Origin of the sequence: Chitinilyticum piscinae, from assembly GCF_015223195.1 — a bacterium.
Classification (GTDB): Bacteria; Pseudomonadota; Gammaproteobacteria; order Burkholderiales; family Chitinibacteraceae; genus Chitinilyticum; species Chitinilyticum piscinae.
In genome coordinates this window covers 184,913-204,480 of sequence record NZ_JADFUA010000004.1, presented here as the reverse complement: position 1 = coordinate 204,480, position 19,568 = coordinate 184,913, and the positions used below count along the sequence as shown (strand labels likewise).

19 protein-coding genes are annotated in these 19,568 nt (G+C 60.6%); 14 read left to right on the top strand and 5 right to left on the bottom strand.

Annotated features, from left to right (window positions below; translation table 11 throughout):
- Positions 1-53 precede the first annotated feature (53 nt).
- Entirely contained in the window at positions 54-764 is a 711-nt protein-coding gene (rquA, locus tag INR99_RS08915; protein ID WP_194115991.1) for a rhodoquinone biosynthesis methyltransferase RquA, read from the top strand.
- A gap of 89 nt (positions 765-853) precedes the next feature.
- Here the strand turns inward: rquA and INR99_RS08910 are convergent, their stop codons facing one another.
- The 3 genes from INR99_RS08910 to INR99_RS08900 all read right to left on the bottom strand — a co-directional run bounded on the left by INR99_RS08910 (position 854) and on the right by INR99_RS08900 (position 4,498).
- Positions 854-2,656, bottom strand: a complete 1,803-nt coding sequence (locus INR99_RS08910; RefSeq protein WP_194115990.1) for a DEAD/DEAH box helicase — start codon at positions 2,654-2,656, stop codon at positions 854-856.
- Positions 2,657-2,868: 212 nt separating this feature from the next.
- Complete coding sequence (locus INR99_RS08905) at positions 2,869-3,726, bottom strand: mechanosensitive ion channel family protein (protein WP_194115989.1); 858 nt, start codon at positions 3,724-3,726, stop codon at positions 2,869-2,871.
- A 169-nt stretch (positions 3,727-3,895) separates the two neighbouring features.
- Positions 3,896-4,498, bottom strand: coding sequence for a LysE/ArgO family amino acid transporter (locus INR99_RS08900; protein ID WP_194115988.1), 603 nt, complete (start codon positions 4,496-4,498; stop codon positions 3,896-3,898).
- A gap of 108 nt (positions 4,499-4,606) precedes the next feature.
- On the opposite strand from INR99_RS08900, the gene argP reads away from it, so the two are divergent.
- The 3 genes from argP (at position 4,607) to INR99_RS08885 (ending at position 7,359) form a co-directional block, all read left to right on the top strand.
- A complete protein-coding gene (argP, locus tag INR99_RS08895) occupies positions 4,607-5,524 on the top strand; it encodes an HTH-type transcriptional regulator ArgP (protein WP_194115987.1) in 918 nt (305 codons plus the stop codon).
- Positions 5,525-5,571: 47 nt separating this feature from the next.
- Positions 5,572-6,138, top strand: coding sequence for a CDP-diacylglycerol--glycerol-3-phosphate 3-phosphatidyltransferase (gene pgsA, locus INR99_RS08890; RefSeq protein WP_194115986.1), 567 nt, complete (start codon positions 5,572-5,574; stop codon positions 6,136-6,138).
- Between the two features lie 69 nt (positions 6,139-6,207).
- Entirely contained in the window at positions 6,208-7,359 is a 1,152-nt protein-coding gene (locus INR99_RS08885) for an MFS transporter (RefSeq protein ID WP_194115985.1), read from the top strand.
- 33 nt (positions 7,360-7,392) lie between these two features.
- Here the strand turns inward: INR99_RS08885 and INR99_RS08880 are convergent, their stop codons facing one another.
- Entirely contained in the window at positions 7,393-8,262 is an 870-nt protein-coding gene (locus INR99_RS08880; RefSeq protein ID WP_194115984.1) for an HD domain-containing phosphohydrolase, read from the bottom strand.
- Between the two features lie 117 nt (positions 8,263-8,379).
- On the opposite strand from INR99_RS08880, the gene aroF reads away from it, so the two are divergent.
- The 10 genes from aroF (at position 8,380) to rfaE1 (ending at position 17,676) form a co-directional block, all read left to right on the top strand.
- Positions 8,380-9,396 carry a 3-deoxy-7-phosphoheptulonate synthase gene (gene aroF, locus INR99_RS08875; protein ID WP_194115983.1) on the top strand — a complete coding sequence of 339 codons (1,017 nt, stop codon included), beginning with the start codon at positions 8,380-8,382 and terminating at the stop codon, positions 9,394-9,396.
- Complete coding sequence (locus tag INR99_RS08870; protein WP_194115982.1) at positions 9,396-10,277, top strand: prephenate dehydrogenase; 882 nt, start codon at positions 9,396-9,398, stop codon at positions 10,275-10,277. The genes aroF and INR99_RS08870 overlap by 1 nt, the downstream gene beginning before the upstream one ends.
- Before the next feature lie 110 nt (positions 10,278-10,387).
- Positions 10,388-11,374, top strand: coding sequence for an aldo/keto reductase (locus INR99_RS08865; protein ID WP_194115981.1), 987 nt, complete (start codon positions 10,388-10,390; stop codon positions 11,372-11,374).
- Positions 11,375-11,415: 41 nt separating this feature from the next.
- Positions 11,416-12,084 carry a (d)CMP kinase gene (cmk, locus tag INR99_RS08860; RefSeq protein WP_194115980.1) on the top strand — a complete coding sequence of 223 codons (669 nt, stop codon included), beginning with the start codon at positions 11,416-11,418 and terminating at the stop codon, positions 12,082-12,084.
- Positions 12,085-12,290: 206 nt separating this feature from the next.
- Entirely contained in the window at positions 12,291-13,961 is a 1,671-nt protein-coding gene (rpsA, locus tag INR99_RS08855) for a 30S ribosomal protein S1 (protein WP_194116099.1), read from the top strand.
- A 19-nt stretch (positions 13,962-13,980) separates the two neighbouring features.
- Positions 13,981-14,274 carry an integration host factor subunit beta gene (locus INR99_RS08850; protein WP_194115979.1) on the top strand — a complete coding sequence of 98 codons (294 nt, stop codon included), beginning with the start codon at positions 13,981-13,983 and terminating at the stop codon, positions 14,272-14,274.
- A gap of 143 nt (positions 14,275-14,417) precedes the next feature.
- A complete protein-coding gene (locus INR99_RS08845) occupies positions 14,418-14,726 on the top strand; it encodes a lipopolysaccharide assembly protein LapA domain-containing protein (protein WP_194115978.1) in 309 nt (102 codons plus the stop codon).
- A 39-nt stretch (positions 14,727-14,765) separates the two neighbouring features.
- Positions 14,766-15,938 (top strand): lipopolysaccharide assembly protein LapB, encoded by a 1,173-nt coding sequence (gene lapB / locus INR99_RS08840; RefSeq protein ID WP_194115977.1) that lies wholly within the window; start codon positions 14,766-14,768, stop codon positions 15,936-15,938.
- Positions 15,939-16,027: 89 nt separating this feature from the next.
- The gene (gene pyrF, locus INR99_RS08835) at positions 16,028-16,723 is read left to right on the top strand and encodes an orotidine-5'-phosphate decarboxylase (protein ID WP_194115976.1); all 696 of its coding nucleotides are present in this window, start codon (positions 16,028-16,030) and stop codon (positions 16,721-16,723) included.
- Positions 16,724-16,737: 14 nt separating this feature from the next.
- The gene (rfaE1, locus tag INR99_RS08830) at positions 16,738-17,676 is read left to right on the top strand and encodes a D-glycero-beta-D-manno-heptose-7-phosphate kinase (RefSeq protein WP_194115975.1); all 939 of its coding nucleotides are present in this window, start codon (positions 16,738-16,740) and stop codon (positions 17,674-17,676) included.
- 24 nt (positions 17,677-17,700) lie between these two features.
- On the opposite strand, the gene INR99_RS08825 is transcribed toward rfaE1, so the two are convergent.
- Positions 17,701-19,527: a GGDEF domain-containing protein gene (locus INR99_RS08825; protein WP_194115974.1), complete on the bottom strand. Its 1,827-nt coding sequence runs from the start codon at positions 19,525-19,527 to the stop codon at positions 17,701-17,703.
- Positions 19,528-19,568 lie beyond the last annotated feature (41 nt).

The following is a 19,568-nucleotide window of genomic DNA, read 5'->3' as shown; positions in this document are numbered from 1 at the left end:
AGGGCAGGGAGTGCTGTTAGACTGGCTGCGACTGTCGAAAGGAGGAGGTCAGCATGACCCGCAATCACCCCGAACTGAAGGAAAATCCGTACTACGAAGGCGTTCCCGAGTACATGACCGAAGTGTATGACTGGGCCTACGTGGATCCGAATTGGGTGAAGTTTCTGGACCGCAATCTGGTGGTAACCACCTTGCTGTTCGGCAACGATCAGCGGTTGATGCGATCTTATCTGGCCGAAATCGAGCCCGGCATGCGGGTGTGGCAGGTGGCGCATGTGTATGGTGATCTGGTTGCACGTGCGGCCGACAAGGTAGGGCCTGGTGGCAGCTTCCATCTGACCGATATCACGCCAATCCAGATCGAGCACGGCTCAGCCAAGCTGAGGAGTAAATACTGGGCTCGCGTGATGCGCGCCGATGCGGCGGTCTGGCGCGCACCGGAAGAAGCCCCATACGATCTGATCTGCAGCTTCTTCCTGCTGCATGAAGTACCGGAAGACAAGAAGGCTGCCATCGTCAACAACATCCTCGATCAATTGCCGGTGCACGGCAAGGCGGTATTTGTTGATTACTCTCGCCCGCATGCCCTGCATCCGGTAGGCTGGATCCTGCGTGTGGTCAATGCACTGCTGGAGCCGTTTGCCAAGACACTGTGGCAGCGCGAAATCAGCAGCTACGCGCGGGATGCCGGGCGTTTCAGCTGGGAGAAGCAAACCTTCTTCGGGGGCGTATACCAGCGCGTCGTGGTCACACACAGCAAGTAAACATTGCCGGGTATTGCCGTGTAGTCAAGGCGAATCGCCAAATAAAAAGGGATACCCTCAGGTATCCCTTTTTATTTGCCATGGCTGGCTTAGCCGAAACGCGGCGCGCGCGGCTTCTGGCCAAAGCTCGGGCGGCGCTCGCCACCTTCGCGGTTGCCGGCCGGGCGGCTGTCGGTACGCTGGGAGAATCCGCCTTCGCGACGCGGACGGTCATCGCTGCTGCGCGAACGGTCAAAGCGGTTGTCGCCGCCGCGGGAGTCGAAGCGCTTGCCATCTTGCGGTGCGGATTCACGACGCGGAGCGCCATCACGCGGGCCGTCAAAACGCTTGCCTTCGCCACGCGGAGCACCGTAGCGGGCTTCGCCCTGACCCTGGCGTGCCGGACGGTCGCCGCCAAAGCCTTGTGGCTTGCGCCCGTGGCTGTCGTTGAAGCCGCGGGTTTCGTGGTGGCGCGGTTCGCGTTCACGGCGTGCTTCGCCATGCTGGTCTTCGCTGCGCGTGCCATCGAAGCGGTGGCTGGCGTCGAAATCACGGCTCGGGGCAAAGCGGTTGCCTTCTTCACGCTTGTTGCCGCCGAAACGCTTGCCAGAGTCGAAGTTGTTGCCATCGCGACGCGGTGCACGACGTTCGCCATCGAAAGAGCGGCCTTCATTGCGGCCACCTTCGAAACGACGGCCGCCGCCATTGCCTTGCGGGCGACCGCCGCGACCACCACCCTGCTTGCGGTCACGCGGGCGGAAGTTGGCTTCCAGGCCTTCGACGGTGAGTTCTTCAAAGTCAATCTTGTAGGCGTTGCGGATGCGGATCAGCGGTACGGCATCGTTGCGGCTGATCAGCGAAATCGCCTGGCCGCTGCGACCGGCACGGCCGGTACGGCCGATGCGGTGGATATAGTCTTCGGCTGCGCGCGGCAGGTCGAAGTTGATCACCAGGTCGATGCTGGCCACGTCAATACCGCGAGCGGCCACATCGGTGGCGACCAGTACGTCGACTTCACCACGGCGAACGCGATCGAGCGTACGGCGGCGGGCGCTTTGCGGCAGATCGCCGTGCATGGCAGCCGCACGAATGCCTTCCAGCTTCAGCCAGTCGGCAACCTGGTCGGCATCAGCCTTGGTGGCGGTGAACATCACGGCTTGCTGTTCGCTGTGGCTCTTCAGGAACGACGCGGCAAGCTTGAGCTTGTGGTCATAGCCGTCGGCATAGTGCAGCGCCTGGGCGATCGGTTCGCGTTCGGCCGGAGCAACGGTGATGCGCAGCGGATCACGCAGGATCGGTGCGGCGAATTCTTCAACGGAAGGCGAAACGGTGGCCGAGAACAGGGCGGTCTGGCGATCGGCCGGCAGTGCGGAGGCGATGGCTTCGACTTCTTCGATAAAGCCCATGTCGAGCATGCGGTCCGCTTCATCGAGGATGAAGGTTTCCAGACGGCGGAAATCGATGCGACCCGAGGACATCAGATCCTGCAGGCGGCCCGGGGTGGCAACCAGCACTTCGTAAGGCTGGGAGATCTGGCGATTTTGCACCGGATACGGTACGCCACCGACCACGCAAACTACCTTGCAGCGCGGAATCGGGCGACAGAAGGAGATGGCCACCTTGGAAACCTGTTCGGCCAGTTCACGGGTCGGGGTAAGAATGAGAACGCGCGGGCCACGGGCATGGGTCTTGGCCGGCGCCATCAGTTTTTGCAGTGCGGGCAGCAGGAACGCTGCGGTCTTGCCGGTGCCGGTTTGGGCGGAGGCGAGGACGTCATTGCCTTCCAGCAGTGCCGGAATGGTCTGTTCCTGAACCGGAGTCGGGGTAGTGATTTCTTGATCGGCGAGCATTTTCGCCAGAACGGGGTCGAGGCCGAGCGCGACAAATGCATTGTCCGCGAGGGGATGCGTCATGGTGTGTCCTGATAAGGAAGGTTGGCCCGCGTCATCGCGGGGATAAACATCGGTGCCAACCACATCACGCCGCTATGCGGGTTTCGCCATGGCGGCCTTGGGCCGTCACGCAAGAACAGGGTCAGGAACGATGCAATAAAACGAACAAGCCCGCGCTGGTGCGGGCTTGTTGCGATGCATTATCACAAAGTGTTGCGCGAAACGCAACTGCTTTATGATTTTTCTGTGCCTGTTGCGGAATTTGTGGCTGCACCAGCGAGGTAGAGGCGCAGAATCTGCTGTTCGGTGCGCGAGCGCTCACCCAGTGCGACCGGCAACTGCAGGTGCAGGGAAATCGTTTCGTGGTCACCCAGGGCAATACGCACCCGCGGTGATAGCGAAGGGCTTTCCAGGGCGAAACTCTGTTCGATCTCGCGCCGGTGCGCTTCCAGCTCATTCTGGTAGCCTGCGACGATTGCGCTGGCGGCGTCCAGCAGCACGCGCTCGGCACGTTGCCAGTCTTCGCCACGGCCCAGCTCGACATGGATGGTGTGAATCACATAACTGCCCAGCTTGGTTTCGTTGTATACCGGCTCGGACAGCAGCACGCTGTTGGGGATGGTGATGGTGCGTCCGACCGTGCCCTTGGCCTGATTGGCCTGGCTGGATTCAAGCAGGGTGGTGGCCAGCAGCGAGGTATCGAGTACCTGGCCGCGCAGGCCGCGGATTTCGATGCGATCACCGGCACTGTAGGCGTGCGTGCTGGTGCGGTAGATCGAGCCCAACATGCACAGGATCAGCTCCTTGTTGGCGATCACGATCGCGGCAGCAATAGCCACCATCGACACCGCCACGGCCTCGATCTCGTTTGACCAGATCAGCGCCAGACCAAGCATCATCACCAGCAGGATCGTGTTGCGCACGCTGATCAGCCAGCGGCGGCGGGTATCGACCGGCAGGTCTTCGCGCCGCAGGATGGCGCTGCGCAGTACTGCCCGCACGATGATCAGGAAGATCAGCAGCAGCAGCGAGGCAACAAGGTCGTGGAAAAAGGCTTTGTCGATGAAATCAGGCAGAAACTGGCGCAGCATGGCGGGGGTGCTCGAGCTTGGCATTACACAGGGCTATTGTGGCAGGCCGGATGGGCCTGGGTTCCCGTTACTATACACATTGACGTCGGTGTACCTGAGTGCTGCAGTCATACGGCCAAGTGTATGCCTCGCAAGTACATGATTTTCATGATGCTCCTGTGTATACCCGTCAGATCACCAGCAGGGCGGCGATCAGCAGCATCACCGCGCCGATCAGCCCGTCCAGAATGCGCCATGCAAGCGGTCGGGCAAACAGGGGCGCCAGCAGGCGGGCGCCAAAGCCTAGACTGATGAACCACAGCGCCGACGCCGTCCAGGCACCCAGCACAAAGGCCGGGCGACTATCCGGGGCCTGCTGGCCGCCGATGCTGCCGACCAGCAGTACCGTATCCAGATACACATGCGGGTTCAGTAGCGAGAGGGTCAACACAGTGATGATGGCGGTACGCCGATCCAGCGCGGGCGCCCCGCGCGCGTCGAGCTGGTTGCTCGACAGCGCACTGCGCCAGGCGCGCAGCCCGTACCAGACCAGAAAGGCTGCGCCGCCCCAGCGGGTTATCGCCAACAGCAACGGGGTATCTTCGATCAGCTTGCCCATGCCGGCCACACCCAGCGTGATCAGGATGCAATCCAGCACGATGCAGATGGCGATGGTCGGCACGACATGCTGCCGCGCCAGCCCCATGCGCAAGACGTGTGCATTTTGCGCCCCGATCGCCATGATCAGGCTGGCACACAGTCCCAGCCCCTGAAAATACACGCTTGTGCTCATGCCATGCCATCCATTGCTGCAATTCGATGCCTGCAGCATGCACTGGCTGGCGAGATAAACGAAGCAGGATTAATATTTATCCGGATACCTAAAAAATACTTGATTACCATGCAGATCGATCCGCGCCATGGCGAAGCCTTCCTCGCTGTCATCGACACCGGCTCGTTTGAGCTGGCGGCCGAGCGCCTGCACCTCACCGCTTCGGCGGTGTCGCTGCGTGTGCGCGCACTGGAAACCGGGCTGGGGACGCCGCTGGTGGTGCGCAGCCGCCCGTGCCGCGCCACGCCGGCGGGGCAGAAACTGTTGCAGTACCTGCGTCGCGCGCGCCTGCTGGAAGAAGACCTGCTGCAGGAACTGGCTGCCGGTCCGGCTGGCTGGCAGGAAGTCGCGATCGCGATCAATGCCGATACGCTGGGCACCTGGCTGCTGCCGGCCCTGGCGGACTTTCTGGCGGATGAGCAGGTGCTCGTGGATCTGAGTGTCGACGATCAGGATCACACCTATGCCTTGCTGGCCAGTGGCCAGGCGCTCGCCTGCGTGAGCAGCGAGCCGCAGGCGATGCGGGGCTGCATTGCCGAGCCGCTGGGCATCATGCGCTACCGGATGCTGGCGTCGCCGGCGTATGTCGCGCGCTGGTTCCCGGCTGGGTTCACCCGCGAGGCAGCAGGCAGGGCGCCGGTGCTGGTGTTCAATCGCAAGGACGCCTTGCAGGCCGATTTCCTGCGCCGGCGTTTTGGCCTGACTGGTGGCTATCCCTGTCATCATGTGCCGGCGACCGAACCGTTCCTGCATGCGATCGAACTGGGAATCGGCTACGGCATGGCCCCGGATGTGCAAGCGCTGCCGGCGCTGGCTGCGGGCCGGGTGCTGGATCTGGCACCGGACATGCCGGTCGATGTTGCGCTCTACTGGCATCGCTGGAAAGTGCAGTCGCCAACGCTGGAGCGCTTGTCCCGTCGGGTTGTGAATGCAGCACGGGCGGTCTTGCTTGAGCGCAAGGACGGTACAGCTTTGCCGGAAGTGTGAGCGGCTTCTCTGTTAGAATGCGGCCAACTGTGCCCACGAGCTTATTCATGCCGCTGAATCTGCCCATTATCCTGACTTGGCTGCGCGTCGCGCTGATTCCCATCATCGTCGGGATTTTCTATCTGCCCGATGCCATGCTGGCACCGCAGCTGAAGAACATCCTCGCGACCGTGGTATTCGCGCTGGCCGCCATCACTGACTGGTTTGACGGCTTTCTCGCGCGGCGCTGGAACCAGACCTCCAGTTTCGGAGCGTTTCTCGATCCGGTGGCGGACAAGCTGATGGTCGCGGCGGCGCTGATCTTGCTGGTCGAGCTGGCGCGGGCGCCATCCTGGCTGGCCGTGATCATCATTGGCCGCGAAATCACCATCTCCGCGCTGCGCGAGTGGATGGCGCAAATCGGCAAATCCAAGAGCGTTGCGGTGGCAACCATTGGCAAGTTCAAAACGACCGCGCAGATGCTGGCGATCGTGCTGCTGCTGTGGTGGGGGCCGCTGGTGCCCGGTATCAGCACCGCCCTGCTGGGCTTGATCGCACTCTATATCGCCAGTGCATTGACGATTGTCTCGATGTTCTACTACCTGCGCGTTGCGGCCGAGCAATTCCGCCAGTAGTGCAATGTTCATGGGTACGCGGTTGTATGTATTGATCAACAAGCCCCGCAAGGCAATACCCTGATATCTATGCCGCAGCGCAAGTCCTTGCTGGCGATCGCCGGTTTCTATTTCTGCTACTTCGCCTTCAACGGCATTTTCTCGCCCTACTGGGGGCTTTATCTGGCGGCATTGGCCTTCCCGAGCTGGCAGATCGGCATCCTGACCTCGCTGACCCAGGTTAATCGCATCTACGCGCCCACGCTGTGGGGATGGCTCGCTGACCGATCCGGCCGCCAGGTGCTGATCCTGCGTATCGCCGGGCTGATGGCGGTGTCTGGCTTTACCGTGCTGCTGGTGAGTCGCGAATTCTGGCCGCTGTTGCTGGGTGTGTGGCTGGCGAGCTTCTTCTGGAGTGCGGCGCTGCCGCTGGTCGAGGCCACCTCGATGAGCCTGCTCAAGGGTGATGGCGGTGCGTATGCGCGCTTGCGCATCTGGGGGTCGATCGGGTTTGTTGTTGCTACCGTTGTGGCTGGTTATCTCATTCAGGCGCTGGGAGTGGGGGTGCTGCCCTGGCTGGTCATGGCCATCATGGCTGGCCTGGCGGTATACAGCTTTCTGGTGCGCCCCGTGGCGGCAAACCGCGAGGAAGGGGGGGCTGCCGAGCCCTTTGGCGCCATTTTGCGGCGTGGTGAAGTGCGGGCATTGTTTGCTGCCTGCTTCCTGATGGCGCTGGCGCATGGGCCGTACTACAGTTTTTATTCGATCTACGTGGCCGATCACGGCTGGAGCAAAAGTGCCATCGGCTGGCTGTGGACCATCGGGGTGATGGCCGAGATTGCCGTATTCTGGCTGATGCCGCAGCTGACACGCCGCTTTTCGCTGCGGGCGCTGCTCCTGTTCGGTCTGGCGCTGGCGGCCGCGCGTTTCCTGCTGATTGCCTGGGGGGTGAGTCATCCCGCAGTGCTGCTGCTGGCACAACTTGGCCACGGCTTTACCTTTGGCTGTCATCACGCCGTGACCATGGCGTATATCCACAAACATTTCCGCGGGGCGCACCAGGCCAAGGGGCAGGCGCTGAACATCGCCTTTTCCTTCGGGCTGGGAGGTACCAGTGGCGGCGTGCTGGCCGGCTGGTTATGGCCGCACTGGGGTGGAATGTGGGTGTTTACGGCTGCCGCGTTTGCTGCGGTGCTGGGTGGGCTGGTGGCTTGGTGGAGTATCGATCGCAAGCATAGCTAATCCGACAGAATTTACCTTATACGTGACTGGGTATCAGAGCGGAATGCCGATTGCTTCGAGTATGCGCAGATTGAGCTTGTCGCCCACTGCACGGGTGAGTTCGCCGATCAGTTCTTCGTCGATCTGCGGTGCCTGATAGTCGAGCTTGCGTCCGGTGGCGCTGAGTAGCCAGTCGCCATCGCGTCCAAGTACGCGCAATTCGCCATGACAGGCCGGACACCAGGCGCGATCGCCGGAGCGGGCGCGCCGGCTCAGGGTAACGGTCGGCCCGCAATTCGGGCAATGCTGCAGTGGAATCCCCGGCTCACTGTGGCTGACGATGTGATGGAGCTTGCCAGTCCGACCCAGCCGGATCAGCCGCTCGCCCCATTCGGCATCAAACTGGCTACCCAGATGCCGGCTGATTTCCTGCAGTGCGTCGTCGATGCTCATGCCGCGCCGGTAGGGGCGATTGGATGTCATGGCGTCAAAGGCATCGGCCAGTGACACAATGCGTGCATCCAGCGGAATGGCGTCCCCTTGCAACTGGTAGGGGTAGCCCTGGCCATCGATGCGCTCGTGGTGCCAGGCAATGGCGCCACGGATCAGCGGGGCCAGCGGGTGCTGGGCAATCATGCGCTCGCCAATCCCGGGGTGGGTTTTCATGATGGTGTATTCGTCATCGCTCAGTCTGCCGCTCTTGTTGAGAATGGCGTCGGGAACGGCGATCTTGCCGAAATCATGCAGAAATCCGCCGAGCGTGATACGGGCGGTTTCGTGATCATCCAGTCCGCCGTCTTCGGCCATGAGCCGGGCAAACTGCGAGACACGCCAGAGGTGACCGCCGGTATAGGCATCACGCGCCTCGACCAGCAGGGCCACGGTGTGCAGGCTTTTCAGCAGATGGTTGAGCAGGGTATTCATGCAGCCTCCGGACTGAGCGCGGTGTGGGCAGCTCTGGTAAAGTAAGCCTTTTGCCAGCCTGTACTTACCATAGGTGGGTTGTGGCTGGCGGGCAAACCGCATTCAGGAATCGCACCCATGATCATCGTCATGCAATACCACGCCAGTGATGAAGAAATCGGCAACGTTGTCGCCCATATCCGCGAGGCGGGCCTGCAGGAGCATGTGTCACGCGGCTCCGAGCTGGTGATCATCGGTGCGATCGGCGACGAGGACAAACTCGATCAGGCACGCTTCGAAGTGCTGCCAGGCGTCGAACGGGTCACCCGCGTGGCCAAGCAGTACAAGATTGTCTCCCGAGTAACGCATCCGGCAGGGTCGGTCATCAAGATTCGCGGCATTCCGCTCGGTGGCGAGCAGATCCAGATCATCGGCGGGCCATGCTCGGTGGAAACACCCGAGCAGATGGCGCTGGCGGCGCAAGGGGTATTCGACGCTGGCTGCAGCATGATGCGCGGCGGCGCCTTCAAGCCGCGCACCAGTCCGTATGCCTTCCAGGGGCTGGGCGTGCAGGGGCTGGAATACCTGAAGGAAGCGGCCGGCCGATACAATCTGCCGATCGTGACCGAGCTGATGGATGTGCGCATGCTCGATACCTTCATGGAATACGACGTCGACGTGATCCAGATTGGCGCGCGCAACATGCAGAATTTCGACCTGCTCAAGGAGGTGGGACGGGTCAACAAGCCCATCATCCTCAAGCGCGGCCTCTCTGCCACCATCAGTGAATGGCTGATGGCCGCCGAATACATCGCCGCTGGCGGCAACCACAACATCATTTTCTGCGAGCGCGGCATCCGCACCTTCGAAACGGCTTACCGTAATGTGCTGGATGTGACCGCCATCCCGGTGCTGAAAAAGGAAACGCATCTGCCGGTGATCGTTGATCCCAGCCACGCCGGCGGCAAGGCCTGGATGGTGCCAGCCCTGGCTCAGGCGGCGGTGGCCGCCGGTGCCGACGGCATCCTGGTCGAAATGCACCCAAATCCCTGCGAAGCCTGGTGTGACGCCGATCAGGCTCTGTCGCCCGATGAGCTGAAATCGCTGGTTACAACGCTGGGCGCGATTGCCCGCGCCGTGGGGCGCAGTCTGTGATGAATGCGGCGAGGATTGCACCGCTGCGCAAACTGGTGCTGCTGGGCACCGGCCTGATTGGCGGTTCGTTTGCGCTGGCGCTCAAGCGCGCACGCCTGGTTGACGAGGTGGTCGGCGTCGGCCGCAATCAGGCCAATCTGGATCGCGCCATCGAACTTAAAGTGATCGACCAGGCTTGTCTGGATGCGGCGCAAGCCGTGCAGGGTGCTGGTCTGGTCATGCTCGGCACGCCGGTAGGGCAGATGGGGCGGCTCATGCAGCAGATCGCCCCGCATCTGCCGGAAGACTGCCTAATTACCGATGGTGGCTCGACCAAGCAGGATGTGGTGGCCCTGTATCGCGAGCATTTGTCCGCACACTTGCCGCGCTGTGTGCCCGGTCATCCGATTGCCGGCTCCGATCTCAGTGGTGCATCAGCGGCGCAGTATGGCCTGTATGAGGGGCGGCGCGTGGTATTGACTGCCTTGCCGGAAAATACCCGGGAGAGTATTGCTCGTGTGCGTGCGCTGTGGGAAGCCTGTGGTGCGGTGGTGCATGAAATGAGCGCCGAGGAGCACGACGGTGTGTTTGCCTGCGTCAGTCATGTGCCGCACCTGCTGGCGTTTTCCTACATGAATGCCGTGCTGGATCGGCGCAATGCCGAGCGCTGCCTCGATTTTGCCGCGACGGGTTTTCGCGATTTCACCCGCATCGCCGGCTCGCACCCGGAAATGTGGCGCGATATCACGCTGGCCAACCGCGAAGCCATCCTGCGCGACCTGCACGCCAACCGTGCACGGCTGGAGGAATTGATTGCGCTGGTGGAGCATGCCGATGCCGACGCGCTGACCGCCTACATTGACCGGGCCAGCAAGGCGCGCAGCAAGTGGGGCAAGCGCTAGCGATACGGCAGGGGTTTTATCACCCGTTGCGCTAATGGTCAGACGGTATTCCCAGTCATTGCCGGATAGGCGACACTGGCTGCATTACCCTGACTTACCGGAGTTCTGCCATGTACCAGGCCGCTGCCCAGCGTTACGACACCATGCCTTACCGCCGCTGTGGCCGCAGCGGCCTGATGCTGCCGGCGATTTCGCTGGGGCTGTGGCACAACTTTGGCGACAACCGGCCGTACGACAATAGCCGGGCGATGATTCTGCATGCCTTCGATCATGGTATTACGCACTTCGATCTGGCCAACAACTACGGCCCCAAACCCGGGGCAGCCGAGGAAACCTTCGGGCGCGTGCTGGCGCAGGACCTGCGTGCCTATCGCGACGAGTTGATCATCTCGACCAAGGCCGGCTGGCGCATGTGGGACGGCCCATATGGCGAGTGGGGTAGCCGCAAGTATCTGGTAGCCAGTCTTGACCAGAGCCTGAAGCGCATGGGGCTGGACTATGTCGACATCTATTACTCGCATCGTCCCGATCCGGATACACCACTGGAAGAAACCATGGGGGCTCTGGATGCCATCGTGCGTCAGGGCAAGGCGCTGTATGTGGGCATTTCGTCGTATTCCGCCGAAGAAACTGCGGCTGCGGCACGCATCCTCAAGGAGCTGGGAACGCCTTGTCTGATTCATCAGCCCAGCTTTTCGATGTTCGATCGCTGGATCGAGGGTGGCTTGACGGGCGTACTCAAGGAGCAGGGAATCGGCTCGATTGCCTTCTGCCCGCTGGCGCAAGGGCTCCTGACCAGTCGCTATCTGGATGGCGTGCCGGCCGATTCGCGTGCCGGCTCAGCCGACAATCCGTTCCTGACCGCGGAAAAGGTGGATGCCCGCATCGCGCAGGTACGGGCACTCAATGCCATCGCTGCGCAGCGCGGCCAGACGCTGGCGCAGATGGCGCTGGCGTGGGCTTTGCAAACGGTGACCTCGGTCATTATTGGTGCCAGCCGGGTTTCCCAAATCGAGGAAAACCTCGGTGCGGTGCGCAAGCTGGAGTTCAGTGCCGACGAGCTGGCGCGCATTGAAGAAATACTGGCAAGTGTATAGGCTTGCGAATTCGAATTTGATTAGCTTGCAGGTGTATACCCATGAGTATTTCTGTCATTGCCATTGATGGTCCTTCGGCTTCGGGCAAGGGTACGGTTGCGCAGCGTGTGGCCAGTGTGCTTGGCTTTCACTATCTGGATTCCGGCGCGCTATATCGACTGACTGCACTCGCGGCAGAAAAGGCAGGCGCGGATTGGGCGGATGAGGGCGCGGTGGCCGCGGTGGCCGAGGCGCTCGACGTGGTGTTCGCCGGTGAAGCCGTCACGCTGGGGGGCGAGGATGTTAGTCTGGCAATTCGCAGTGAACACATCGGCGTTGGGGCCTCGAAGGTAGCCGCCTTGCCGGCGGTACGAACGGCCCTGCTGCAGCGTCAGCGCGATTTCGCGCAGGCGCCGGGGCTGGTGGGCGATGGGCGCGATATGGGGGAGGTCATTTTCCCGCAGGCGCAGCTCAAGGTGTTCCTGACGGCCTCGGCCGAAGCACGTGCCGAGCGGCGTTACAAGCAGCTGCTTGGTCGTGGCGAAGTGGCCGACCTGGCCGCGATCACTGCCGATCTCGCCGCACGTGACGAGCGTGACCGTCAGCGGCCGGTTGCCCCCTTGCGTCAGCTGCCCGATGCGCGGCTGCTCGATACGACCGCCATGGGCATCGAGGAGGCTGTCGCCACGGTACTGGGCTGGTGGCAAGAGCAAAGCCAGGCGACAGCATGATAAGCACTTGATCGCAAAACAGGATTTCATTAAGATAACGGTCTTGCATTACCCTGGTTCGTGATGCAGGCCGCCCGCAAGGGCATCTGTGGCCGGCTGCGCAAGGCAGTACCGGCCTTTTGTACAACTAACCCGTCCGCGATCCCGTTTGGGGTTACGGGCAAATTGGATCCTATCCCAATATGACTACTGCTACTTTGTCCGGCATGGACAGCTTTGCCGCCCTGTTTGAAGAATCCCTCAAGAGCCAGGAAATGCGCTCCGGTGAAGTGATCACCGCCGAGGTGGTTGGTATCGACCAGAACTGGGTGACTGTCAACGCCGGTCTGAAGTCCGAGTCCCTGATTGCCATCGAAGAATTCAAGAACGACAACGGTGAAGTTGACGTCAAGATCGGCGATTTCGTGACCGTTGCGATCGATAGCCTGGAAAACGGCTATGGCGAAACCAAGCTGTCCCGCGAAAAGGCCAAGCGCCTGGCTTCCTGGATCGAGCTGGAAGACGCACTGGAGAAGGGCGCCATCATGACTGGCGTGATCTCCGGCAAGGTGAAGGGCGGTCTGACTGTTATGGTCAACGGCCTGCGTGCGTTCCTGCCGGGTTCGCTGGTCGACACCCGTCCGATCAAGGACACCACTCCGTTCGAAGGCAAGCAAGTCGAGTTCAAGGTTATCAAGCTCGATCGCAAGCGCAACAACGTGGTTGTTTCCCGTCGTGCCGTACTGGAAGAGTCCCTGGGCGAAGAGCGCGCCAAGCTGCTCGAAACCCTGAAGGAAGGCGCTGTCATCAAGGGTATCGTCAAGAACATCACCGACTACGGTGCGTTCGTTGATCTGGGCGGTATCGATGGCCTGCTGCACATCACCGATCTGGCATGGCGCCGTGTCAAGCACCCGAGCGAAGTTCTGGCTGTGGGTGATGAAGTTGAAGCCAAGGTTCTGAAGTTCGATCAAGAGAAGAACCGCGTATCCCTGGGTCTGAAGCAACTGGGCGAAGATCCGTGGGTGGGCCTGTCCCGTCGTTACCCGCAAGGTACCCGCCTGTTCGGCAAGGTGACCAACCTGACCGACTACGGTGCGTTCGTTGAAATCGAACAAGGTATCGAAGGCCTGGTGCACGTGTCCGAAATGGACTGGACCAACAAGAATGTTCACCCGTCCAAGGTTGTTCAGCTGGGCGACGAAGTCGAAGTGATGATCCTCGACATCGACGAAGAAAAGCGTCGTATCAGCCTGGGCATGAAGCAGTGCCTGGCCAATCCGTGGGAAGAGTTCAGCCAGAACTACAAGAAGGGCGACAAGCTGCAAGGCGCGATCAAGTCCATCACCGATTTCGGTGTGTTCGTTGGTCTGCCGGGTGGCATCGACGGCCTGGTTCACCTGTCCGACCTGTCCTGGCATGTTGCCGGCGAAGAAGCCGTTCGCAACTACAAGAAGGGCGACGAAGTTGAAGCCGTGGTTCTGTCCATCGACATGGAAAAGGAACGCATCAGCCTCGGCATCAAGCAACTGGAAGGTGATCCGTTCAACAACTACGTTGCTTCCAGCGACAAGGGCACCATCGTGCGTGGTACCGTGAAGTCCCTGGATGCCAAGGGTGCAGTTGTTGGCCTGGCTGACGACGTTGAAGGCTACCTGCGCGCTACTGAAGTATCGCGTGACCGCGTCGAAGACATCCGCACCGTCCTGAAGGAAGGTGATGAAGTTGAAGCCATGATCATCAACGTTGATCGCAAGAACCGTTCGATCAACCTGTCGATCAAGGCCAAGGACGCCGGTGAAGAAAAGGCTGCCATGAGCACGCTGGCTGCTGATGCTTCCGCTGGCACCACCAACCTCGGCGCACTGCTGAAGGCCAAGCTGTCCGGTCAGGAATAAGGTTCAGGGTAGTATGGGCATGACCAAATCGGAACTCATCGCAAAACTCACCGCCCGCTATCCGCAGCTGGTGGCGAAGGATGCGGAGTTGGCCGTGAAAACGATCCTTGATGCGATGGCCAAGAGCCTCTCGCAAGGCCAGCGCATCGAGATTCGTGGCTTTGGCAGCTTCGACCTGAACTACCGTCCGCCGCGCATGGGGCGCAATCCGAAATCCGGCACGAAAGTGGCGGTTCCGGAGAAATTCGTTCCCCACTTCAAGGCGGGCAAGGAATTGCGCGAACGCGTCGATGTGACTGACGTCGAAGCCTGAGCGGCAAAACCGGCAGTAGCGAAAGGCGGCATCTTGTGATGCCGCCTTTTTCTTTGGAGGGTGTGACCGATGGTAAGGCCTGTAATGTGCAACGGGATTTTCGGCTACAATAGGGCGATCTGAAGCCGCCGGTCTATCTGCACATGCGCTATCTGCTCTGGGGTATCAAATTCCTGCTGTTCGCCCTCTTGTTCGTCTTCGCGATGAATAATGCCGAACCGGTGCGTATCCGTTTTTTTCTCGGTTATAGCTGGGATGCCCCCATGGCACTGGTTTTGCTGATCGTGCTGGTGCTGGGTGCTGTGCTCGGTATTCTGGCCAGTCTTGGCCAGAGCATCCGCCTGCGACGTGAAGTGGTGCAGCTGCGCAAGGATAGAAAGATCCGCCAACCCGGGCCTGCGACCATTCCGGCTCGCCCCGACATGGCAAGCACTGCGGGCGAGCCGTCCTGATCGGTGACGTCAATCAACATTCATCAATGATTCATATCCATGATTGAAATTCAGCTCTGGTGGCTGATTATCCTCCCGGTTTTTTTCGGGCTGGGATGGCTCGCCGCACGTATCGACATCAAGCATGTCCTTGCCGAAACCCGGTCGCTGCCTGCGCAGTATTTTCAGGGTTTGAATCACCTGCTCAATGGCGATACCAACCGGGCTGTCGAGGTGTATGTCGATATCGCCAAGCTACATGCCGAAACCAGCGAACTGCAATTTACGCTGGGACATCTGTTCCGGCGTCGCGGCGAGCTGGAGCGGGCGATCCGCATGCATCAGCGTTTGCTGGACCGCAAAGATCTGTCCGATAACCATCGCCAGCAGGCCACACTGGAACTGGCGATTGACTTCATGAAGGCCGGACTGTACGACCGCGCCGAAGATCTGCTGCACCAGCTTGCGGATACCAACTTCGCTCGCCAAGCCCGGCGCGAGTTGCTTGCGATCTATCAGCAGGAACACGAGTGGAAAAAGGCGATCGAACTGGCGCAGCAACTGCGTGACGAAAGCCATGGCTATCAGCATGAAATCGCGCACTTTCACTGCGAGCTTGCTGCCCAGGCCATGCTGCACGCACGGCATGAGGAAGTCAGCAGGGAGCTGGAGGCTGCCCTGCAGGCTAATCGCCAGTGCGCCCGCGCAAGGGTGATGCTGGGCGAACATGCTCTAGCCCAACAGCAGCATGAACAGGCGATCACTGAATGGGGATTGATCGAGAAGCAGGATGTGCTGTACCTGGCGCTGGTTGCCCGTCATCTGCTGGCAGCATTCGACGCCGTTGGCAAGACGGCCGAAGGGGAGCGCTACCTGCAGGGTTTGTTGCAGCAGCATCCTGATCTGGATGTGCTGGATGTGTTGTACGAACGAATCCTGGCACGCTCCGGAGCCGAGGCGGTGAGCGCATTTGTCCGTGAACGACTGCGGGAACATCCGACCATGCCCGGACTGCGCAAAGTACTGGAAGCCTATCTGCTGCAGGCGCCGTCAGAGCAGCAACCGGATCTTGAGATCATCGTGCGCCTCATCCATGAGGAAAACCGCGAAAACACGGTCTATTACTGCGGCGAGTGCGGTTTTCGCACACGGCAGTATTTCTGGCACTGCCCCGCGTGCAACGCCTGGGAATCCTATCCCCCCGTGCGCGGCCAGCGCCGGCTTGGGCACTGACAACTTATCCGGACTGAATCACCAGACAATCGGGCTCCTCTGCCCGCTTAGGTTTGAGCGATTCGGCCAAGCAATAGAGGTTACCATCCATGAATGATCCGAAAGTAATTGTTGCGCTGGATTTCCCGGCTGCCGAAGCCGCACTGGCGTTTGCTGCGCGCGTCTCGCCGCAGCAATGCCGATTGAAGGTGGGCAAGGAGTTGTTTACCGCAGCAGGCCCGCAATTGGTCGAGAAGCTGGTGGCTCTGGGGTTCGATGTGTTTCTGGATCTGAAATTCCACGACATTCCGAACACCACGGCACAGGCGTGCGTTTCTGCAGCCAAACTTGGGGTGTGGATGGTCAATGTGCATGCCAGCGGTGGCCGGCGCATGATGGAGGCCAGTCGCGAGGCACTGGACAAGCTTGCGCAGCGGCCGCTGTTGATTGCCGTGACTGTCCTGACCAGTATGGGAAATGCTGATCTTTCCGAACTTGGCTTGCCAGCTGCTGAAATCCAGGTCGAGCGGCTGGCCATGTTGGCGCAATCTGCCGGCGTGGATGGTGTGGTCTGTTCCGCTCAGGAGGCCGACATGCTGAAGCGACGCTGTGGGCGTGAATTCAAGCTCGTAACCCCGGGAATCCGGCCGGCAAGCAGTAATGCCGACGACCAGACCCGCATCATGACACCTCCTGCTGCGATTGCGGCTGGTTCGGACTATCTGGTGATCGGCCGTCCGATTACCCAGAGTGCCGATCCCATGCAGACTCTGGCTGAAATCAATGCCAGCATTCTGACCGCCTGAATCCGGAGACCACAATGACAGCACTTCAGCAGCAAATTGCCAATGCCCGGGTATTGGTCGTCGGCGATGTAATGCTTGATCGATACTGGTTTGGTGATGTCGAGCGCATCTCGCCCGAGGCGCCGGTGCCTGTGGCCCGCATCCTGCGCACGGACGAACGCGCAGGGGGAGCCGCCAATGTGGCCCGCAATATTGCCGCACTGGGTGGTCAGGCCTATCTGCTTGCCGTGGTCGGCGATGATGAGGCAGGCACGGCACTCGAGCGATTGTTGTCGGCGCACGGGGTTAAGGCGTCCTTGCACCGCGACCCGGCCATTGCCACCACGGTGAAATTGCGGGTGCTGGCACGCCAGCAGCAGCTGCTGCGCATCGATTTCGAGAACGAGCCGAGCCATGAAGTTCTGGCGGCCAAGCTGGATGAATTTGCTGCAATGCTGCCGCAAGTCGATGTCGTGATCTTGTCCGATTACGGCAAGGGGGGCTTGCGTCACGTCCAGCAGATGATTGATGTGGCGCGAGCGCATGGCAAGCAGGTACTCGTCGACCCCAAGGGCGATGATTACTCGCGCTATCGCGGTGCGACACTACTGACTCCCAATCGCAGCGAATTCAAGCAGGTGGCAGGACGGTGGCAGGATGAAGCCGAACTGACGGCCAAGGCCGAGGCGCTGCGTGCCGAGCTGCGACTGGAGGCTTTACTGGTGACGCGCAGTGAAGAGGGAATGACGCTGTTTGCGGCTGATCAGGTCGTCCATCAGCCTACATTGGCCCAGGAGGTTTTCGACGTGTCGGGTGCCGGTGATACGGTAATCGGCACTCTTGGGCTGATGCTGGCCGCTGGTGCCAAGTTGCCGCAGGCGATGGCCTGGTCCAACAAGGCGGCAGGCATTGTGGTCGGAAAGCTGGGAACGGCAGTCGTCCTGCCAGAAGAGCTGTTTGCCGAAACGCTGTAAACTGCTGGTGCTGACCAGCGAGTTCTAGCTACCCGGGTGGGTATACACCTCCACCCGGTTTTTTCCGCCACGCTTGGCCAGATACATGGCATGATCGGCGCGTTCGAGCACGGCTTGCGGGGTGTCTCCTGTCTCGATTTCGGTTACTCCCGCACTGAAGGTGATCAGCAGCTTCTCGTTATTGTGCAGGAAGAAGCGCTTGGTCAGTTCCCGCTGCACCCGTTGCATGGCGATGACCGCATTGGCCGTGTCCGTTTCTGGCATGACCAGTACAAATTCCTCGCCACCATAGCGTGCGACCGAATCCATCGGGCGGATGATGGACTTGATGACACCGACCAGGTGCTTGAGTGCGTCGTCACCCGCGCCATGCCCTTTGGAATCATTCAGTTTTTTGAAGTTGTCGATGTCAAGCAGGGCCAGGGATAGCGGCTTGCCATTGCGACTGGCTCGCGCCATTTCCGTATCCATCATTTCTTCCATTCCGCGCCGGTTCAGTGCGCCGGTCAGCTGGTCTTCTCGCACGCGGTGGCTCAGTTCGCTGAGCTGCTGTTCCAGTTCAACCACACGATTATGCGCTTCATCGGCCTGACGGCGGGCATCGTTCAGTTCATCGCGCGAGCGCTGCACGTCCAGCTGCATGCTGCGGGTATCCTGCAACAAGCCCTCCATCACTTCGCGGATGCTGGCCAGGTCCTTGGCTTTCTCGATCTGTCCGGCATACCCGGCAATGCGGTCGTGGTAACGATCGGTGCTTTGCGACATGACACCCAGCCGGTCAATGAAGGATGCAAGCATTTGCTTCAGGGCTTCCTGCGCCTCCACCAGGGTATGCTTGAGCTGGCTCTGCTTGAACAGCACTTCCTTGAGGCCCGCCTCGGCATCGTAGAGCACGCGCATGTCCAGCGGCTGCGCCATGATTTGCTGCACCACCGCGATCTGGCCACGTACCCAGTCATCTTCGATGACAATTTCCGCCATATTGTCGGTAAGCAGCCGCAGCAGATTCATCAGTGCATCGCACAAGCGCTGCTCCTGATCATTCTGCAGCTCCAGGCGCAGCCAGAATTTGCGCAAGCGGGGCAGCATCTTGTCGAACCCTGCAGCATCCACAATTGTTCCTGCCTCGCGCGCCAGCGATGCGGCTTCGGCTTGCAGATCAGGGGTGTGCGCCAGGCGTGCCCGCACACCGATATCCAGGGTCGAAGCCAAAGCATTTGCCCAGCTGGTGTAGTCTGCTGGGGCAGGGCTGCCTTGCAGGCTGGTTGTCGTTTGCGGAGCACTCGCACTGTCCGAAATGCTGTCGCTCACTGCCGGATCCACCAGACTGCCATAGTCTGTGCGCTGCTCGCTGGCGCCTTCTGACCAGGCTTTCACCAGAGCGGCCAGCTTGTCATTCAGTTCGGCGCCGTTACCGCCAAAATTGATCAAGACCTTTTCCAGGCTATCCTGCTTGCGGCTGGGGGTGTAGACGGGATTGCGCAAATCCCACTGCAGGATCAGTTCGCGAATCAGTTCCGCCCATGAGCGGGTGAGTTCGCTCTGGCTTCCCATGGTCTGGGCGGTTTTCAGCAACAACTCGGAAAAATCCGTCCACTTTTCGCTGCCGGCAAGACGTTTCAGCTGGTTCTGCTGGCGTTCGAATTCCGGTGCATTGCGGTTCTGGCTGGCGGCCAGCAGCGTGAAAACCTCGCGCAGCATCGGGTGCAGACGCTCGCCCTCGGGAGTGCCGGCAATTTCGTGATAGATCGCCTCGTAATGATCAGGGGTCGGCACCAGGCGGCGCAGGGCCATCTGTTTGAGCGTTTCGCGGGCGATGACCGTAGGGTTGGGCGTGCTTGACTGGCTCATGGCGGGCTTTTACAAACGGCTGGAGATGCAAGTATATGCGG

What these genes read in the sequence shown, in the direction of transcription:
- pgsA (WP_194115986.1), top strand. Translation starts at nt 5,572, where the DNA reads ATGCCGCTGAATCTGCCCATTATCCTGACTTGGCTGCGCGTCGCGCTG.
- rpsA (WP_194116099.1), top strand. Translation starts at nt 12,291, where the DNA reads ATGGACAGCTTTGCCGCCCTGTTTGAAGAATCCCTCAAGAGCCAGGAA.
- INR99_RS08905 (WP_194115989.1), bottom strand. Translation starts at nt 3,726, where the DNA reads ATGCTGCGCCAGTTTCTGCCTGATTTCATCGACAAAGCCTTTTTCCAC.
- INR99_RS08910 (WP_194115990.1), bottom strand. Translation starts at nt 2,656, where the DNA reads ATGACGCATCCCCTCGCGGACAATGCATTTGTCGCGCTCGGCCTCGAC.
- rquA (WP_194115991.1), top strand. Translation starts at nt 54, where the DNA reads ATGACCCGCAATCACCCCGAACTGAAGGAAAATCCGTACTACGAAGGC.
- INR99_RS08885 (WP_194115985.1), top strand. Translation starts at nt 6,208, where the DNA reads ATGCCGCAGCGCAAGTCCTTGCTGGCGATCGCCGGTTTCTATTTCTGC.
- pyrF (WP_194115976.1), top strand. Translation starts at nt 16,028, where the DNA reads ATGAATGATCCGAAAGTAATTGTTGCGCTGGATTTCCCGGCTGCCGAA.
- INR99_RS08825 (WP_194115974.1), bottom strand. Translation starts at nt 19,527, where the DNA reads ATGAGCCAGTCAAGCACGCCCAACCCTACGGTCATCGCCCGCGAAACG.
- argP (WP_194115987.1), top strand. Translation starts at nt 4,607, where the DNA reads ATGCAGATCGATCCGCGCCATGGCGAAGCCTTCCTCGCTGTCATCGAC.
- INR99_RS08870 (WP_194115982.1), top strand. Translation starts at nt 9,396, where the DNA reads ATGAATGCGGCGAGGATTGCACCGCTGCGCAAACTGGTGCTGCTGGGC.
- lapB (WP_194115977.1), top strand. Translation starts at nt 14,766, where the DNA reads ATGATTGAAATTCAGCTCTGGTGGCTGATTATCCTCCCGGTTTTTTTC.
- aroF (WP_194115983.1), top strand. Translation starts at nt 8,380, where the DNA reads ATGATCATCGTCATGCAATACCACGCCAGTGATGAAGAAATCGGCAAC.
- rfaE1 (WP_194115975.1), top strand. Translation starts at nt 16,738, where the DNA reads ATGACAGCACTTCAGCAGCAAATTGCCAATGCCCGGGTATTGGTCGTC.
- INR99_RS08865 (WP_194115981.1), top strand. Translation starts at nt 10,388, where the DNA reads ATGTACCAGGCCGCTGCCCAGCGTTACGACACCATGCCTTACCGCCGC.
- INR99_RS08880 (WP_194115984.1), bottom strand. Translation starts at nt 8,262, where the DNA reads ATGAATACCCTGCTCAACCATCTGCTGAAAAGCCTGCACACCGTGGCC.
- INR99_RS08850 (WP_194115979.1), top strand. Translation starts at nt 13,981, where the DNA reads ATGACCAAATCGGAACTCATCGCAAAACTCACCGCCCGCTATCCGCAG.
- INR99_RS08900 (WP_194115988.1), bottom strand. Translation starts at nt 4,498, where the DNA reads ATGAGCACAAGCGTGTATTTTCAGGGGCTGGGACTGTGTGCCAGCCTG.
- cmk (WP_194115980.1), top strand. Translation starts at nt 11,416, where the DNA reads ATGAGTATTTCTGTCATTGCCATTGATGGTCCTTCGGCTTCGGGCAAG.
- INR99_RS08845 (WP_194115978.1), top strand. Translation starts at nt 14,418, where the DNA reads ATGCGCTATCTGCTCTGGGGTATCAAATTCCTGCTGTTCGCCCTCTTG.